The sequence below is a fragment of the Sphingomonas profundi genome, from assembly GCF_009739515.1.
GTDB classification, from domain to species: domain Bacteria; phylum Pseudomonadota; class Alphaproteobacteria; order Sphingomonadales; family Sphingomonadaceae; genus Alterirhizorhabdus; species Alterirhizorhabdus profundi.
In genome coordinates, this window is record NZ_CP046535.1 from 2,920,231 (window position 1) to 2,936,031 (window position 15,801).

Genomic DNA, 15,801 nt, shown 5'->3' on the forward strand with positions numbered 1-15,801 from the left:
GAAAGATGCTTTTGTGAACGATATCTTGCAGGAACATTACGTCACGGACAGGAATGACGGCAGTCGGCCCGAAGTCGCCTTCGTCGTGGCGCGGGCCGACAATGGCGTGATCGGGCGCGCGGGCGGCCTGCCGTGGCACCTGCCGGCCGACCTGCGCCACTTCAAGGCGATGACGGCGGGGCTGCCGATGATCATGGGCCGGCGCACCTTCGCCAGCCTGCCGGGCCTACTGCCGGGCCGCCGCCACATCGTGCTGACACGGGATGCCGGCTGGCGCGCGCCCGGCGCGGAACCCGTCGCCGACGTGGCGGCGGCGATCGCCGCCGTCGCCGGGCCGCGCGTCGCGGTGATCGGCGGGGCGGAGATCTTCGCCCTGTTCCTGCCCCTGGCCGACCGGATCGAGCTGACCGAGATCCACGCCGCGCCGGCGGGCGACACACTGCTGCCGCCGTTCACCGGCTGGGCCGAGGCGGCGCGAGCGGACCATGCGGCCGAAGGCGACCGCCCGGCCCACAGCTTCGTCACCCTCGTCCGCCCCACGGCACAGGCGGCGAGGCCGTGATTGGCTTCCCCGCCCCACGCGCCTATAGCCGGCGGCGATGGAGCGGTTGACGAGCGACCAGCGCCTGCCCGCGCACCTGCGCGGCGGCGTGGTGGCACTGGGCAATTTCGATGGATTCCACCGGGGCCACCAGGCGGTGGTCGGCCGGGCGAGGGCGCTTGCCGAGGGCGCCGGGCGGCCGCTGGTGGTCGCCACCTTCGATCCGCATCCGGTGCGTTTCTTCCGCCCCGATGCGCCGCCGTTCCGCCTGACGACGCTGGACCAGCGCGCCCGCCTGCTGGCGGCGGCGGGCGCCGATGCGATGCTGGTGTTCCGCTTCGACGCCGAACTCGCCGCAGAGAGCGCGGCGGACTTCATCGCCCGCCGCATCGTGGAGCAGGCGGGCGCGACGGCGGTGGTCACGGGCCGCGACTTCACCTTCGGTCGCGGCCGCGAGGGGGATGTGGCGCGGCTGGCGGAGATCGGCGCGCGCATCGGCCTCGCCACCCACGCCGTCGATGCGGTGGCGGAGGGCGACGCCGCCGTCTCCTCCAGCCGCATCCGCGCGGCGCTGGCCGAGGGCGACTGCGCCGCCGCGACCGCGCTCCTCACCCGCCCGTTCGCGATCGAGGGCGTGGTGGAGCATGGCGCCAAACTGGGCCGCACGCTCGGCTACCCCACCGCCAACCTGTCGCTCGGCGACTATCAGCGGCCGGCCTACGGCATCTATGCGGTGCGCGGCGACCTTGGCGACGGGCGGATCGTGGGCGGCGCCGCCAATCTCGGCATCCGGCCGACGATCGAGGGGCAGGCGATCGAGCTGCTCGAACCCTTCTTCTTCGATTTCGCCGGGGATCTCTACGGCCGCACGATCGAGGTGGCGCTGATCGAGCGGCTGCGGCCGGAGGCGAGGTTCGACGGGCTGGACGCGCTGAAGGCGCAGATGGCGGTGGACTGCGACCGCGCCCGCGCGATCCTTGCGGGCGAAGCGCCCGTCGCGTAGGGCGCCAGCCATGTCCGATCAGCCCGCAACGACGCCGAAAGACTGGCGCGACACCGTCTTCCTGCCGAAGACCGACTTCCCGATGAAGGCGGGCCTGGCCGCCAGGGAGCCGGCCATCCTGGCGCAGTGGGAGGCGGACGACCTCTACGGCCGCCTGCGCGTCGCCCGCAAGGGGCGCGAGCGCTTCATCCTGCACGACGGCCCGCCCTACGCCAATGGCGACATCCACATGGGCCATGCGATGAACAAGGTGCTGAAGGACATCATCGTCCGCAGCCAGTCCCTGCTGGGCAAGGATGCGCCCTACGTGCCCGGATGGGACTGCCACGGCCTGCCGATCGAGTGGAAGGTGGAGGAGCAGTATCGCGCCAAGAAGCTGAACAAGGACGAGGTCGACCCCGTCCAGTTCCGCGCCGAATGCCGCGCCTATGCGAGCAAGTGGGTGGACGTGCAGCGTGCGCAGTTCCAGCGGCTGGGCGTGATGGGCGACTGGGCCGATCCCTATTTGACGATGAAATATGAGGCGGAGGCGGCGATCGTCGCCGAGCTGCTGAAGTTCGCCGAGAGCGGCCAGCTGTATCGCGGCGCGAAGCCCGTGATGTGGAGCCCGGTGGAGAAGACCGCGCTGGCCGAGGCCGAGGTGGAATATGAGGACATCACCTCCACCCAGATCGACGTGGCGTTCGAGATCACGGACTCGCCGATCAAGGAACTGATCGGCGCGTGCGCGGTGATCTGGACGACGACGCCGTGGACGATCCCGGTCAACCAGGCGATCGCCTATGGGCCGGAGGTGGAGTATGTGCTGCTGGAGCTTCGCTTCGACAGTGACTCCACGGACGCAGCCAGTCCTGCGCGCGGCCCAGTTGAACTTCGTGAACGTCTTGATGAGAGCGGGTTCTACGTGGGACCGACAGCCGTTCTCGTCGCAGCCGATCTTCAAGCCGCCTTCGAAGCCCGCACGGGTTTGATCGACGAGCTTAACCGAAGGCTTGATGCCGTTGATCTCGTCGGGACTGCATCTGCGAACCCGCACGCACTTTGGTTGCCTGTGCGCTCGATCAGAGGCTCCGACCTCGCCGGCACCGTCGCCCGCCACCCAATCTACAACCTCCTTCGTCATTCCCGCGAAGGCGGGAACCCAGATGCGCTGTCGGAATTGGGGTCCCGCCTTCGCGGGAATGACGGGGGGGAGGCAGCGAATGACGACAAGGCGGATGCGGCGCTGGCTTTCTTCGCCCGCCCGCGCCCGTTCCTGCCCGGCGATTTCGTCACCACCGATGCGGGCACCGGCCTCGTCCACATGGCGCCCGATCATGGCGAGGACGATTTCGACCTCTGCAAGGCGAACGGCATCGATCCCGTCTTCGCGGTGGAGGGTGATGGCAAGTATCGCGCGGACTGGGCGTGGCTCGGCGGGCAGGGCAGCGTCATCAACCCGAAGTTCAACGCGCCCGACGGCCCGATCTGCGCCGACCTGCACGCGGCCGGCGCGCTGCTGGCCGCCAGCGCCGACTATCGGCACAGCTACCCGCACAGCTGGCGCAGCAAGGCCAAGGTGATCTTCCGCGCCACCCCGCAATGGTTCATCCCGATGGACGCGCCCGGCGGCGACGGTGAACATGCCTCGACTTCGCTCGGCACAAGGGGCCACCATCCGGACCTCCATGTGTCGAGCGAAGTCGAGACGCCGGACGATCCCTCCCCCGAACAAGAGGGGCTCACCAACGGCGAGACCCTGCGCGAGACCGCGCTCGACGCGATCGGGCGGACGCGCTGGGTGCCGGAGAAGGCGCGCAACCGCATCCACGCGATGGTCGCCGGCCGGCCGGACTGGGTGATCTCCCGCCAGCGCGCGTGGGGCGTGCCGATCGCGCTGTACCTCAACCGCGCGACCGGCGCGTATCTGAACGACGCCCACGTCAACGCCCGCATCGTCGAGGCCTTCCGGCAGGGCGGCGCGGACGCGTGGTTCACCGCCGACCACCAGGCCCTGCTCGGCGCCGAGCACGACGTGGCCGAGTGGCAGCCGATCAACGACATCCTCGACGTGTGGTTCGACAGCGGCAGCACCCACGCCTTCGTGATCGAGCAGCGCTACGGCGCCGGCGTGCGCGCCAGCCTGTACCTCGAAGGATCGGATCAGCATCGCGGCTGGTTCCAGTCCTCGCTGCTGGAGAGCTGCGGCACGCGCGGGCGGGCGCCCTACGATGCCGTCCTCACCCACGGCTTCGCGCTTGACGGGCAGGGCCGCAAGATGAGCAAGTCGATCGGCAACGTCGTCGATCCGCTGAAGATCATCGGCGAGAGCGGAGCCGACATCCTGCGCCTGTGGGTCGCGAGCGTCGACTATTTCGAGGATGTCCGCATCGGCAAGGAGATCCTCTCCGGCACGTCGGACACCTATCGCAAGCTGCGCAACACCTTCCGCTACCTGCTGGGCGCGCTGGACGGGTTCGACGAGGCCGAGCGCGTCGATCCGGCCGACATGCCGGAGCTGGAACGCTACATCCTCCACCTGCTCAGCCTGCTGGACGACAGGCTGCGGGCGGCGACGGCGGCGTTCGACTTCACCCGCTACGTCACCGAGCTGACGACCTTCGCGAACACCGACCTGTCGGCCTTCTTCTTCGATATCCGCAAGGACAGCCTCTACTGCGACGCGGCCGACGCGCCCAAGCGCCGCGCGTACCGCACGGTGCTAGATATCCTGTTCCACGCGCTCGTGCGCTACGCCGCGCCCATCCTGTGCTTCACCGCCGAGGAGGTGTGGGGCACGCGCTACCCGCAAGGCGGCTCCGTCCACCTGCTCGAATGGCCGGAGATCGGCGACTGGGCGGACGTGCGGCTGGGCGAGAGCTGGGCCGAGATCCGCACCCTGCGCCTGCTCGTCAGCGGCGAGATCGAGCCGAAGCGGCGCGCCAAGGAGCTCGGCTCCAGCCTTGAGGCCAAGGTGACGATCGGCCTGGCCGACCAGCGCGACCGGCCGCTCGCCAACTCGGCCGATCTGGCGGAGATCTTCATCGTCTCAGACGTCGGCATCGCCGAGGCGACGCAGCATGCCGTCGCCGTGGTCCACCGCACCGACTATCTGAAATGCGGCCGCTGCTGGCGCCATCTGCCGGAAGTGGCGGCGGACGGCGATCTGTGCGCGCGCTGCGACGAGGTCACAGGCGGGGACGCCGCGCTTGGCTAAGGTGAAGATCCTGCGCGCGGGCGCGGTGCCGAACCACCGCGCGATCGGCTTCGCCGCGGCGGGCCTCGTCTTCCTCGCCGATCAGCTGAGCAAATGGGCCGTCGCCCATCCGCTGCGGCTGCAGCAGCGCGGCGTGATCGAGCTGCTGCCCATATTCGACCTGAAGTGGGTCGAGAATTACGGCGTGTCGATGGGCTTCCTCACCGCCGATGGCGAGGTCGGCCGCTGGCTGCTGGTGCTGCTGACGGCGGCGATCGCCGGCGGCGTGGTCGTGTGGCTGTGGCGGGAACGGCAGCGGCCGGATGCGGTCGCGCTCGGGCTGGTGCTGGGCGGCGCGTTCGGCAACATCCTCGATCGCGTGCGCTTCGGCCATGTCGTCGATTTCGCCGATCTGCATTTCGGCGAATGGCACCCCTTTTTGGTCTTCAATGTGGCGGATGCGGCGATTACGGTCGGCGTCCTGCTTCTCGTCCTCCGCGCGCTGCTGACGCGGGAGAAGAATGATCCGGCGGAGAATGTGAATGCGTAAGGCTGTTATCACGGGCGTTGCCGCCACCGCGCTGCTGGCGCTCTCCGCCTGCGGCGGCGGCGCCAAGGGCGTCACCGGCCATGCCGGCAAGGGGCCGGACGAGTTCGCCGTCCAGCGCCAGGCGCCGCTGGTGATCCCGCCCGATTTCGCGCTGGTGCCGCCCCGCCCCGGCGCGCCGCGCCCGCAGGAGGCGGACAGTTCCACCCAGGCGCTGCAGGCCATGTTCGGCGGCCAGGCGCAGCGCAGCGCCTCCGAAACGGGCGCGCTGGGCAAGGCGGGCGCGGCCGGCGCCGCCGCCGGCATCCGCTCCAACGCCGCCGATCCGGGCACCACGGTGGTGGACAAGGGATCGGTGACGCGCGACATCATCGCCGCCCCCACCGGCAACGGCCCGGACGCGACCGTCTCCACCCCGCAGTAAAGCCGGCCGGGCGCCCGCCATCCGCGCCCTGCTGCTCCGCCGCCTACTCACGGCGCTGCCCACCCTGGCGGCGGTCGTCCTCCTCTCGTTCGTGCTCATGCGGGTGGCGCCGGGCGGTCCGTTCGATGGCGAGCGGGCGCTCGATCCGGCGACGCAGGCGGCGCTCGCCCGCGCCTACGGCCTCGATCTGCCGCTGTGGCGGCAGGTGCTGCTCTACGCGTGGCGGCTGGCGCACGGCGATTTCGGCCCGTCGCTGGTCTATCGCGACTTCTCCGTCACCGATCTGGTGGCGGGGGGATTGCCGGTCTCGCTCACCCTCGGCGGCCTGGCGCTGCTGCTGGCGCTGGCGCTGGGCATCGCCACCGGGCTGGTCGCCGCCGCCCGCGCCGGGCGCGGCGCGGATGCGGGGCTGATGCTGGCTGCGACCCTGCTCACCGCCTTCCCCACCTTCGTCACCGGGCCGCTGCTGGTGCTGCTGTTCGCCCTCGGCCTCGGCTGGCTGCCCGTCTCCGGCTGGGGCGGCGGCGATGCGGCGCATCTGGCGCTGCCGGTGGTCGCGCTGGCGCTGCCGGTGGCGGGCGCGATCGCCAAGCTCACCCGCGCCGGCCTCGCCGCCGCGCTGGCGCAGGATCATGTCCGCACCGCCCGCGCGCGGGGGCTGGCGCCGGTGCGCGTGCTGCTGGTCCACGCGCTGCGGCCGGCGCTGGTGCCGGTGGCCTCCTATCTCGGCCCGGCGGCGGCGGGGCTGCTGACCGGCGCCGTGGTGATCGAAACGGTGTTCGCCCTGCCCGGCCTCGGCCGCCACTTCGTGCAAGGCGCGCTCAACCGCGACTATCCGCTCGTCCTCGGCGTGGTGACGCTCTACGCGGCGCTGATCGTGCTGTTCAATCTCGCCGCCGACCTGGCTTATGGCTGGCTCGATCCGCGGATGCGGGGATGAGGCGGCCGCTGCCCTCCACCGCCCTGCTGCTGCTGGCGGCGATCCTGCTGGCCGCCCTGCTGCTGCCGCCGCTGCTGCCGTGGCGCTACGACGCGATCGACTGGGCGGCGGTGCGCGCGCCTTTGCTCTCGCCCGAGCATCCGCTCGGCACCGACTCGGTCGGCCGCGATCTCCTCGCCCGCGCGATGACGGGGACGCGGATCACGGTGGCGGTGGCGCTGGCGGCGGCGATCGTCTCGCTGCTGATCGGCGTCGCGTGGGGCGCCACCGCCGGCTGGATCGGCGGCCGCACGGACGAGGCGATGATGCGCGTGGTGGATGCGCTCTACGCGCTGCCCTTCATGTTCGTTGTCATCCTGCTGATGGTGCTGTTCGGCCGATCGATCCTGCTCGTGTTCCTCGGCATCGGCGCGGTCGAGTGGCTGACGATGGCGCGGGTGGTGCGCGGGCAGGTGCTGGCGCTGCGCGATCGCCCGTTCGTGATCGCGGCGGAAGCGGCCGGCGCGCCAGCGCGCACGATCGTGATCCGCCACCTGCTGCCCAACCTCGCCGGCGTCGCCATCGCCTATCTGCTGCTCACGATCCCGCAGGTGGTGATGATCGAGAGCTTCCTCTCCTTCCTCGGCCTCGGCGTGCAGGAGCCGCTGACCTCGCTCGGCATCCTGGTGAAGGAGGGGGCGGACGACATGGACGTCGCGCCGCACGCATTGCTGCTGCCGGGCGGGCTGCTGGTGACGCTGCTCGTCTGCCTCACCCTGATCGGCGAGCGGCTGCGCGACCGCTTCGCCGCATGACCGTCTACGCCGTCGATCGCCTGCGCGTGGTCGCCGGCGGGCAAGCGGTGGTGGACGGCGTGTCGTTCGAGATCGCGCGCGGCGCCTGCGTCGCCCTGGTCGGCGCGTCCGGATCGGGCAAGAGCCAGTCCTGCCTCGCGCCGTTCGGGCTCTCGCCGCTGGCGGCCGCCGGCTCCGCCAATCTGGCCGGCGCGGAGCTTATCGGCGCACCCGAGGCGCGGCTGCGGCGGCTGCGCGGCGGGCGCGCCGGCTTCGTCTTCCAGCAGCCGTTGACTGCTCTCACGCCGCACCTGAAGATCGGCCGGCAGCTCTCCGAGGCGTGGCGGCAGGCCGGTGCCCCCCGCCCCTCGCGCGCCGACCTGGCGGCGCTGCTCGATCGGGTGGGGCTCGATCGCGCGGACGAGCGGCTCGATCAATATCCCCATCGCCTCTCCGGCGGGCAGCGGCAGCGGGTGATGATCGCCGCCGCCATCGCCCACCGCCCGCCGCTGCTGGTGGCGGACGAGCCGACGACGGCGCTGGATGCCGAGCTGCGCCGGGCGATGCTGGCGATGCTCGGCTCGCTGCGCGCAGACGGCATGGCGCTGCTGCTGGTGAGCCACGATCTGCCCGCCGTCGCCGATCATGCCGACCATGTCGTCGTGCTGGACGGGGGGCGCACGGTGGAGGCCGGGCCGGCGGCCGGCGTCTTCGCCCGCCCGCAGGCGGACTATACCCGCGCCCTGATCGCGGCCAGCCCACGCCTCGCCGACCCGCCGCCCGCGCCGCCGCCGCCCGGCGGGCCGCTGCTGGCGGCGACGGACATCGCCGTCTCCTTCCCCCGGCCCGGCTGGCGGCGCGGGCGGATCGCGGCGGTGGCCGACGCCTCGCTCCGTGTCGCGCAGGGCGAGGGGCTGGCGATCGTGGGCGGATCGGGCAGCGGCAAGTCCACCCTCGCGCGCGCCGTCGCCCGCCTCGGCCCGGCCGACGCCGGCATCGTGCGCTGGCGCGGCGCCGAGCTGCCGCCACGGCACCGGATGCGGCCGGTCGAGCGACGGCTGATCCAGCCCGTGTTCCAGGATCCCGTCGCCAGCCTCGATCCGCGCTGGCGGGTCGCGGATATCGTCGCGGAGCCGCTGCACCACCTGCGGCCCGACGTGCCGGCGGGCAGGCGCAGCGCGTCGCGATCGCCCGCGCGCTGGTCTCCGGCCCCGATCTGCTGCTGCTCGACGAGGCGACGTCGGCGCTGGACGTGCTCGTCGCCGGGCGGGTGATCGCGCTGATCGCCCGATTGCAGCGCGAGCGCGGCCTGGCGCTGCTGTTCATCACCCACGACCTCGCCGTCGCCCGCCGCCTGTGCCACCGCATCGCGGTGATGGCCGACGGCCGGATCGTGGAGGAGGGCGAGACGGAGGCGGTGATCGCCGCGCCCGCCCACCCCGTCACGCAGCGGCTGGTGGCGGCCAGCGCCTGAGGCAGCCGGCCGCGCGGAAAGGCGGGGATCGCGACCATCGCCGCGCCCCCGCCCCGCCACGCAACGATCGATCAGAAGGAGACGGCGACCGATCCCAGCACGCCGGCCTTGGCGATGTGGCGGCCGTTCAGCCCCACGGCCTCGCGGTCCTTCATGTCGGTATCGACGTAGGAGACGCCGAACGTCAGGTTCTTCCACACATAGGCCGCGCCCACGTTCCAGTCCCAATAGTCCTTGAGGCCGAAGGTGAGCAGGCTGCGGCCATTATTGTGGCCGACATGGGCGCTGACGGTGAAGGGCGTGTTCGGCACCGCCACCGATCCCTCGCCATAGAGGTAGAGATTGTCCTCGCGATTGTTGCGGCCGAAGGCGATGGCGTGCTGCTTGGGCGCATAGGCCGCACCCACCTTGGCCGACACCGGACCGAAGGTGTGCGACAGCGAGGCATAGGGCTCGAAGAAGTCGCTATTGTAGCCGGGGATGATCTCGCTCGATCCCGGATAGTAATAATAGAGCAGGCCGACATCCACCGTCGTGCCGTTGAACGTCTTCTTGTAGCCGCCGTAGAGATCGACTTCGGCATCGCCGCCGGCCGCGACATAATCGTCGATCGAGCTGCCCCACGTGCCGACGTAGAAGCCCGAGGAGTGGCTCACGCCCAGCGTGCCCTGCACCGCGAACCGCTTGTTCGACTGGGAGATGCCACGGAAGCGATAGTCGCTGGTGAGGGTGGCGCCGCCGGTGATCGTGAAGTCGCTGGCCGGTGCGTCCTGCGCCAGGGCCGGGCCGGCGATCGCGGTCAACGCCGTGGCGGCGAGACCGAGGAGGATGGTGCGCATGAAGATGGTCCCCTTGTGTTGCTGGGCTTCCGTTCTCCTGCGGTGTCCGTGTCGTGCCTCTCCTCGTGCGAGTGGGCGTGACTGCGTCGGACGGGCGGGTTATTGCCGAACCTTGCGCAACGCACAACAAAGCATGGCTGTATCGTTTCTTTTCGTTTCTCGACTGTTGCTGCATCGCAACAGAACTGACCATGGTCTTGCGACGAGAGCCGGGCGGGATTGAGGAAGCCGCATGATGGCCAGACGCATGGCAGCCCACCGAAAGACCGCCGCGCGCACCTGATCGGGCTGCCGGATCAGTCGTTACGCGTCTCGATCGGCGAAGGCGGACCGGCCTCGACCGTTCGGTTGGCGGCTATCGCCACGATTACCGGAACGAAGCGAGCAGCACGCTGCCGGCGCGCGTCACTCGTGCCCGCGCGTCACCCCGCCGCGGCGTAGCGATCGAGCCCGCGCGCCAGATCGGCGATCAGGTCCGCGGGATCCTCCAGGCCGATGTGCAGCCGCACCGCCGGCCCCTCGGCCTGCCAGCGCGTCGCCGTGCGCAGGCCGGCGGGGTCGATCGGCAGCGCCAGGCTCTCGAACCCGCCCCATGAATAGCCGATGCCGAAATGCGCGAGCCCGTCGATCAGCGCGGCCCGCGCGGCATCGTCGCCGCCGGCCAGCACGAACGAGAACAGGCCCGAGGCGCCGGCGAAATCACGCACGAACGCCGCGTGGCCGGGGCAGGATGGCAGCGCCGGGTGCAGCACCCGCGCCACCTCCGCCCGCGTCTCCAGCCAGCGCGCCACGGCCAGGCCGCCCTCGCCATGCGCCTTCAGCCGCACGCCCAGGGTGCGCAGGCCGCGGCTGGCGAGGAACGCGTCGTCCGGGCTCACGCAGTGGCCGAGCGCGTGCGTCGTCCGCCGCAGCGCCTCCCACCGCGCGGGCGCGGCGGTGACGGAGCCGAGCATCGCATCGGAATGGCCGACGACATATTTGGTGCAGGCGAGGATGCTCAGATCCACCCCTAGCGCCAGCGCGGGCAGCAGCAGCGGCGTCGCCCAGGTATTGTCCAGCAAGGTGACGATGCCCCGCGCCTGCGCCACCGCGACGATCGCCGGTATGTCCTGCACCTCGAAGGTGAGGCTGCCGGGGCTTTCCAGGAAGATCGCCGCCGTCCGCTCGCCGATCAGCTCGGCGATGCCGGCGCCGGCCAGCGGATCGTAGAAGCGGGTGGCGATGCCCATCGGCGCCAGGATATTGCGGCAGAAGGCGCGGGTCGGCTCATAGGCCGAATCGACCATCAGCAGCTCGTCGCCGGGCTTCAATACGGAGAGCAGCGCCGTCGTCACCGCCGCCACGCCGGAGGGGTAGAGCATCGTGCCGGCGGCGCCGGGCTCCAGCTCGGTCAGCGCCTCCGCCAGCGCCCACTGCGTCGGCGTGCCGCGCCGGCCGTAATAGAGCCCGTCATTCGGGTCGCGGCCGGCCGCGCGCAGCTCCGCCACGCTGTCGAACAGGATCGTCGAGGCGCGCCACACCGGCGGGCTGACGATGCCGCGCCCGCCGGCCATGTGGGTGTATCGCGGGCTGCGGCCCGCGCCGACGAGGCGCGTGCCGGCGCCGATCGCTTGCCCGCCCCCCTCGGTCGGATCGCTCACGCCGCGCCGGTGGCCTTTTCCGTGTCGGGCAGGCTGCCCCACTCGCTCCACGATCCGTCGTAGAGCGCGACATCCTTCTTGCCGAGCAGGCTGGCGGCGAACAGCAGCACGGCGGCGGTGATGCCGGATCCGCAGGTCGTCACCAGCGGCTTCGTCAGATCGACGCCGGACGCATCGAACGCCGCCTTCAGCGCGTCGCCCGTCTTCCACGTGCCGTCGGCGTTGAACAGCGTGTCGTAGGGCAGGTTTTTGGCGCCCGGGATGTGGCCGGCGGCCAGGCCGCGCGGATCGGCCTCCTCGCCGGTGAAGCGGGCGGCGCTGCGCGCATCGAGCACCTGCTCCGCGCCGCTCGCGACGTTCGCCTTCATCTGGTCGAGCGAGCGGACGGCCGCCTCGTCCTTCCACACCGTGAAGTGGCGGTGGCGCAGCTTCTCCTTGCCGGTCGCCACGTCGCGCCCCTCCGCCTTCCACTTGGCGAGGCCGCCGTCGAGGATCGCCACCTCGTTCGAGCCGAAGGTGCGGAACATCCACCAGGCGCGCGCCGCCGTATGGTGCGGCGTGTTGTCGTAGATTACGATGCGGCTGCCGTCGCCCAGGCCAAGCGCCTGCATGCGGCTGGCGAACATCTCCGGCGACGGCAGCATCGACGGCAGATCGCTCGCCGGATCGGCGAGGTTGGCCAGATCCATGAACACGGCGCCGGGGATATGCTCTGCCTCATAGTCGGCCTGCGGATCGCGCGCGGGATCGAGCGCGAAATAGCTCGCATCGACGATGCGGAGGTCGAACGCCCCCAGTTCGTTCGCCAGCCATTCGGTCGAAACCAGTGCATCCATCTGTCGGCTCCCTCTGTGCGTCCTGCGCTTCTAGAGCGGTTTCGAGACGGGTGGAATCACCCGCCGGCTCGGCAACCGCGACATATAACGGAAAATATCGGGCGGTGATCCGGTGCAACCGGATCGGGCACCGCTCTAGTCGGCGCCGTCGCCCGCGTCGAGGGAGGCCGTGGCGCGATTGCGGCGGGCGCCGCCGCATCCTAGATGCGGCGCATGACCCCCAAGCATCTCGGCCAGGCGAGCAGCCTGCCCCCGTCGCCGGAGGCGGCGACGCTCGACTATGTCGCCAATCCGCGCCCCGGCCGGCCCTATCTGGTGCGCTTCACCGCGCCCGAATTCACCTCGCTCTGCCCGGTGACGGGCCAGCCGGACTTCGCCCATCTGGTGATCGACTATGCGCCGGCGGCGACGATCGTCGAATCGAAGTCGCTGAAGCTGTTCCTCGGCGCCTTCCGCAACCACGCCGCCTTCCACGAGGACTGCACCGTTGGCATCGGCGAGCGGCTGACGGCGGAGATGGCGCCGCTGTGGCTGCGCATCGGCGGCTACTGGTATCCGCGCGGCGGCATGCCGATCGACGTGTTCTGGCAATCCGGCCCGCCGCCCGAAGGCCTGTGGCTGCCGGACCAGGGCGTACCGGGCTATCGCGGCCGGGGGTGAACCGGACCTCCCCCTTCTGCTTGCCCCGAGCGAAGTCGAGGGGGGCGACGCGTCTCGACTGCGCTCGACATAAGGGTGTCTGATGGGGAAAGGCCCGGACCCTCTCAGATCAGCCTGATCTCCCGCAACCGCTGCTGGAGATAGTCGTGAGCGGTGATCGGCGGCTCGCTTACGGCGCCATCGCCGATGCAGCCGGGAAGCGGATCGATCACGAAATCGGGGCGGAAGTGGAGGAAGAAGGGCATCGAGTAGCGGGAGTGGCCGCGCCGCGCCGGCGCCGGGTTGCGCACGCGGTGGGTCGTCGATCGCAGCCGCCCGGCGGTGAGCCGCTGGAGCATGTCGCCCACATTCACCACCAGCGCGCCCGGCGGCGGCGCCACCTCCAGCCAGTCGCCGTCGCGGGTCAGCAGTTCCAGCCCGGCCTCCTCGGCGCCCAGCAGCAGGGTGATCGTATTGATATCCTCGTGCGCGCCGGCCCGGATGCCCGGCGCCTCGGCAGGCACCGGCGGGTAGTGGAGCAGGCGGAGCACCGAATTGCCGTCCGCCACGCTGTCCTCGAACCAGTCGGGCACCAGGCCGAGATGGCGCGCGATCGCCCGCAGGATGCGCGCCCCGGCGACGTCCAGCGCGGCGAACAGGGCGAGTTCCGCCGCGCGGAAGGCCGGCACCTCCGCCGGCCAGAGGTTCGCCGCCATCACATCGGCGAAGCGGTGGCCCGGCGGCAGTTCGCGCCCGACGTGCCAGAACTCCTTGAGGTCGACCAGCGCCGCATCCTTGGCCGCCTCGGTGCCGAACGGGGTGTAGCCGCGCGCGCCGCCGCTGCCGAGCACGTGGTAACGCCGCTTCACCGCGTCCGGCAGGGCGAAGAAGGCGCGCGCCTGCGCGTCGGCGGCGGCGATGGTGGCGGGATCGATGCCGTGATCGGCGACCACGGCGAAGCCGAAACGCTCGAACGATGCGCCGATGCGGGCGGCGAAGCCGGCGGGATCGGCGTCGCCATCGGCCAGCGAAAGCGTGGGGATGCTCATCGCCCGACGCTAGCGGATTTCAGCGCGCCTTGAACAGCCCGCCGAGCAGCCCGCGCAGCAGCTGCCCGCCCAGCTGCCCCGCCACCTGCCGGCCGACCGAGGATGCCGCCGATCGCGCGGCGGACTGGATCATCTTCTCCGTCATCGACGGTTTGGCCGCCTCCCGCGCGGCGGCGATGCGGGCGCGCTCCTCCGCCTTCTCCTGCGCGGCGGCGGCGCGCGCGGCCTCGCGATCGGCGGCGGCGCGCTGCCTGGCGTCGAGCGCGGACTGGGCGGCGGCGGCCTTGGCCTGCGCCGCCTGCACCTTGGCGGCCTCGGCCTCCGCCTTCGCGCGGGCCGCCGCGGCGGCGCTGTCGCCGGCCTTCGCGGCCAGCACCTCCTGCGCCGACTCACGGTTGATCGCCGCCTCATACCTCCCCTCGATCGGGGAGAGCGATCGGAGCAGCGCGCGCTCCTTGATCGTCAGCGGCCCGACGCGGGAGCGGGGCGGCTTGATCAGCGTCCGCGCGACGGGCGACGGCGCGCCGTCCGGCTGGAGCAGGGAGACGAGCGCCTCGCCCACCTTCAGCTCGGTGATCGCCGCCGCCACGTCCAGCCCCGGCGCGGCGCGGAACGTCTCGGCCGCCGCCCGGATCGCCTTCTGGTCGCGCGGGGTGAAGGCGCGCAGGGCGTGCTGCACGCGATTGCCGAGCTGCCCGGCAATGTCCTCGGGAATGTCGATCGGGTTCTGCGTGACGAAGTAGACGCCGACCCCCTTCGATCGGATCAGTCGCACCACCTGCTCCACCTTGTCGGTCAGCGCCTTCGGCGCCTCATCGAACAGCAGGTGCGCCTCGTCGAAGAAGAAGACGAGCACCGGCTTGTCGGGGTCGCCCACCTCGGGCAGCGTCTCGAACAGTTCGGAGAGCAGCCACAGCAGGAAGGTGGCGTAGAGCTTCGGGCTCGCCATCAGCTTGTCGGCGGCCAGGATGTTGACGTAGCCGCGGCCCGCCTCGTCCGTGCCGATGAAGTCGTGGATGTCCAGCGCCGGCTCGCCGAAGAAGGCGTCGCCGCCCTGCGCCTCAAGCTGGAGCAGCTGGCGCTGGATCGCGCCGACGCTCTGCTTCGAGACGTTGCCGTAGCGCGTCGTGAGATCCGCGGCGTTGGCGGCGCAATGCGCGAGCATCGCCTGCAAGTCCGGCAGGTCGAGCAGCAGCAGCCCCTGCTCATCGGCGAAGCGGAAGGCGATCTGCAGCACGCCCTCCTGCACCTCGTTCAGCCCCATCAGCCGGGCGAGCAGCAGCGGCCCCATCTCCGACACGGTGGTGCGGATCGGATGGCCCGCCTGGCCGAACAGATCCCAGAAGATCGCGGGCGTATCGGCATAGGCCCAGTCCGCCTCGCCCACCTCGGCCGCGCGCGCGGCCCACATGGCGTGCATTTTGTCGGTCGGCGATCCGGCCATGGCGATGCCGGCGAGATCGCCCTTCACGTCGGCCAGGAACACGGGCACGCCGCGTGCGGAGAAATCCTCTGCGATGCCCTGCAACGTCACCGTCTTGCCGGTGCCGGTGGCGCCGGCGATCAGGCCGTGGCGATTGGCGCGGCGCAGGTCCAGCGTCTGCGGCCGGCCATCGGCGGTGGCGCCGATGAAGATACCCGCTTCGTCCGCCACATGTTCCTCCCGCAGAGCCCCCGCTTCTATCGAGCGAAGCGCGGGCGAAGTCGAGATCGCCGGTGCGGGATCGGAACACGTGCCGCAGGCATCCGCTCCCGCCCTCCCGAGAGAAGCGACACGGTCTTTGCCCGGCTCCCACCTCTCTACGCCTCCGCGTCTCTGCGCGAACCATGTGTGCGCGCCAGAGCGGTATCAGATCATTCGCGCAGAGACGCGGAGACGCAGAGAGGGCCGATGTGCCGAGACGGTGCGGCCACTACACAC

15 protein-coding genes are annotated in these 15,801 nt (G+C 71.2%); 10 read left to right on the forward strand and 5 right to left on the reverse strand.

Annotation, left to right across the window (positions count from 1 at the left end):
- Positions 1-22: 22 nt before the first annotated feature.
- The 9 genes from GNT64_RS13985 (at position 23) to GNT64_RS14025 (ending at position 8,877) form a co-directional block, all read left to right on the forward strand.
- Positions 23-562 (forward strand): dihydrofolate reductase, encoded by a 540-nt coding sequence (locus GNT64_RS13985; protein WP_231639547.1) that lies wholly within the window; start codon positions 23-25, stop codon positions 560-562.
- A gap of 37 nt (positions 563-599) precedes the next feature.
- Positions 600-1,544, forward strand: coding sequence for a bifunctional riboflavin kinase/FAD synthetase (locus GNT64_RS13990; protein WP_156680086.1), 945 nt, complete (start codon positions 600-602; stop codon positions 1,542-1,544).
- Positions 1,545-1,554: 10 nt separating this feature from the next.
- Entirely contained in the window at positions 1,555-4,740 is a 3,186-nt protein-coding gene (locus tag GNT64_RS13995) for an isoleucine--tRNA ligase (RefSeq protein ID WP_156680087.1), read from the forward strand.
- Positions 4,733-5,269 (forward strand): signal peptidase II, encoded by a 537-nt coding sequence (gene lspA, locus GNT64_RS14000; protein WP_422396593.1) that lies wholly within the window; start codon positions 4,733-4,735, stop codon positions 5,267-5,269. Before GNT64_RS13995 ends, lspA begins: the two co-directional genes overlap by 8 nt.
- Complete coding sequence (locus GNT64_RS14005; RefSeq protein ID WP_156680088.1) at positions 5,262-5,690, forward strand: DUF3035 domain-containing protein; 429 nt, start codon at positions 5,262-5,264, stop codon at positions 5,688-5,690. The genes lspA and GNT64_RS14005 overlap by 8 nt, the downstream gene beginning before the upstream one ends.
- Positions 5,691-5,787: 97 nt before the next feature.
- A complete protein-coding gene (locus GNT64_RS14010) occupies positions 5,788-6,630 on the forward strand; it encodes an ABC transporter permease (protein ID WP_231639011.1) in 843 nt (280 codons plus the stop codon).
- Entirely contained in the window at positions 6,627-7,424 is a 798-nt protein-coding gene (locus GNT64_RS14015; RefSeq protein WP_156680090.1) for an ABC transporter permease, read from the forward strand. The genes GNT64_RS14010 and GNT64_RS14015 overlap by 4 nt, the downstream gene beginning before the upstream one ends.
- The gene (locus tag GNT64_RS22185) at positions 7,421-8,677 is read left to right on the forward strand and encodes an ATP-binding cassette domain-containing protein (protein WP_156680091.1); all 1,257 of its coding nucleotides are present in this window, start codon (positions 7,421-7,423) and stop codon (positions 8,675-8,677) included. Before GNT64_RS14015 ends, GNT64_RS22185 begins: the two co-directional genes overlap by 4 nt.
- Complete coding sequence (locus GNT64_RS14025) at positions 8,602-8,877, forward strand: ABC transporter ATP-binding protein (protein WP_277873274.1); 276 nt, start codon at positions 8,602-8,604, stop codon at positions 8,875-8,877. Before GNT64_RS22185 ends, GNT64_RS14025 begins: the two co-directional genes overlap by 76 nt.
- 71 nt (positions 8,878-8,948) lie before the next feature.
- On the opposite strand, the gene GNT64_RS14030 is transcribed toward GNT64_RS14025, so the two are convergent.
- The 3 genes from GNT64_RS14030 to sseA all read right to left on the reverse strand — a co-directional run bounded on the left by GNT64_RS14030 (position 8,949) and on the right by sseA (position 12,192).
- Entirely contained in the window at positions 8,949-9,716 is a 768-nt protein-coding gene (locus GNT64_RS14030) for a TorF family putative porin (RefSeq protein WP_156680093.1), read from the reverse strand.
- A gap of 422 nt (positions 9,717-10,138) precedes the next feature.
- The gene (gene metC, locus GNT64_RS14035; protein ID WP_422396594.1) at positions 10,139-11,356 is read right to left on the reverse strand and encodes a cystathionine beta-lyase; all 1,218 of its coding nucleotides are present in this window, start codon (positions 11,354-11,356) and stop codon (positions 10,139-10,141) included.
- The gene (sseA, locus tag GNT64_RS14040) at positions 11,353-12,192 is read right to left on the reverse strand and encodes a 3-mercaptopyruvate sulfurtransferase (RefSeq protein ID WP_156680095.1); all 840 of its coding nucleotides are present in this window, start codon (positions 12,190-12,192) and stop codon (positions 11,353-11,355) included. The genes metC and sseA overlap by 4 nt, the downstream gene beginning before the upstream one ends.
- A gap of 213 nt (positions 12,193-12,405) precedes the next feature.
- Here sseA and queF point away from each other — a divergent pair, with 213 nt between their 5' ends.
- Positions 12,406-12,852 carry a preQ(1) synthase gene (gene queF / locus GNT64_RS14045; protein WP_156680096.1) on the forward strand — a complete coding sequence of 149 codons (447 nt, stop codon included), beginning with the start codon at positions 12,406-12,408 and terminating at the stop codon, positions 12,850-12,852.
- 104 nt (positions 12,853-12,956) lie between these two features.
- Here the strand turns inward: queF and GNT64_RS14050 are convergent, their stop codons facing one another.
- Both GNT64_RS14050 and GNT64_RS14055 read right to left on the reverse strand, forming a co-directional pair.
- Complete coding sequence (locus tag GNT64_RS14050; RefSeq protein WP_156680097.1) at positions 12,957-13,880, reverse strand: isopenicillin N synthase family dioxygenase; 924 nt, start codon at positions 13,878-13,880, stop codon at positions 12,957-12,959.
- A gap of 19 nt (positions 13,881-13,899) precedes the next feature.
- Complete coding sequence (locus tag GNT64_RS14055; RefSeq protein WP_156680098.1) at positions 13,900-15,534, reverse strand: helicase HerA-like domain-containing protein; 1,635 nt, start codon at positions 15,532-15,534, stop codon at positions 13,900-13,902.
- Positions 15,535-15,801: the final 267 nt, after the last annotated feature.

Coding starts and splice junctions, on each gene's coding strand:
- GNT64_RS14015 (WP_156680090.1), top strand. CDS start 6,627: ATGAGGCGGCCGCTGCCCTCCACCGCCCTGCTGCTGCTGGCGGCGATC.
- GNT64_RS14050 (WP_156680097.1), bottom strand. CDS start 13,880: ATGAGCATCCCCACGCTTTCGCTGGCCGATGGCGACGCCGATCCCGCC.
- GNT64_RS13995 (WP_156680087.1), top strand. CDS start 1,555: ATGTCCGATCAGCCCGCAACGACGCCGAAAGACTGGCGCGACACCGTC.
- GNT64_RS14005 (WP_156680088.1), top strand. CDS start 5,262: ATGCGTAAGGCTGTTATCACGGGCGTTGCCGCCACCGCGCTGCTGGCG.
- GNT64_RS14010 (WP_231639011.1), top strand. CDS start 5,788: ATGCGGGTGGCGCCGGGCGGTCCGTTCGATGGCGAGCGGGCGCTCGAT.
- GNT64_RS22185 (WP_156680091.1), top strand. CDS start 7,421: ATGACCGTCTACGCCGTCGATCGCCTGCGCGTGGTCGCCGGCGGGCAA.
- GNT64_RS13990 (WP_156680086.1), top strand. CDS start 600: ATGGAGCGGTTGACGAGCGACCAGCGCCTGCCCGCGCACCTGCGCGGC.
- sseA (WP_156680095.1), bottom strand. CDS start 12,192: ATGGATGCACTGGTTTCGACCGAATGGCTGGCGAACGAACTGGGGGCG.
- queF (WP_156680096.1), top strand. CDS start 12,406: ATGACCCCCAAGCATCTCGGCCAGGCGAGCAGCCTGCCCCCGTCGCCG.
- GNT64_RS14030 (WP_156680093.1), bottom strand. CDS start 9,716: ATGCGCACCATCCTCCTCGGTCTCGCCGCCACGGCGTTGACCGCGATC.